Annotated in this window: 1 protein-coding gene; it reads right to left on the minus strand. The window is 43.7% G+C overall.

All coding sequences use genetic code 11. The annotated features are described in order from the left end of the window. Positions 1-99: 99 nt before the first annotated feature. Positions 100-437: rhomboid family intramembrane serine protease (locus tag ACYVTD_RS16940; RefSeq protein ID WP_461248816.1), on the minus strand; the 338-nt coding region annotated here is incomplete at its 5' end.

The following is a 437-nucleotide window of genomic DNA, read 5'->3' on the forward strand; positions in this document are numbered from 1 at the left end:
AAGGAACCGTAGATCCCGTCGGGAACAAACCCGTCGCTGTAGATTTGGTGCGCGAGCTTTAGCGCGTTGTCGCGTACCGTGTCGAATTGAAGAAACTCTTTATACATAATTACCCTTCCTTTGTGGGCGGAAAAATCCGAAAATACTTCCGCATAAGCCGCCTACAATATGCGCGAAGTGTGAGATGTTTTCAGAGCCTGCCGCGCTGAAAAGCTGTATAAACATATATAGAATTAACACTAGAATAAAAGTTAGTGGGATTTCACCGTGAGAAAAATTTGTAAAAGAAGACAGAAGAATCATCATAAACACGACGCCGGAAGCGCCCATTAACGCGCTATTGAATAACAGTACGTTTAAAACTCCTGTTACAAGGGCGGTTGTAATTATCATGAAAAGAAGCGACTTGGAACCGTAGGTTTCTTCCAGCATGGGAC

The sequence above is a fragment of the Treponema sp. R6D11 genome (assembly GCF_054786075.1).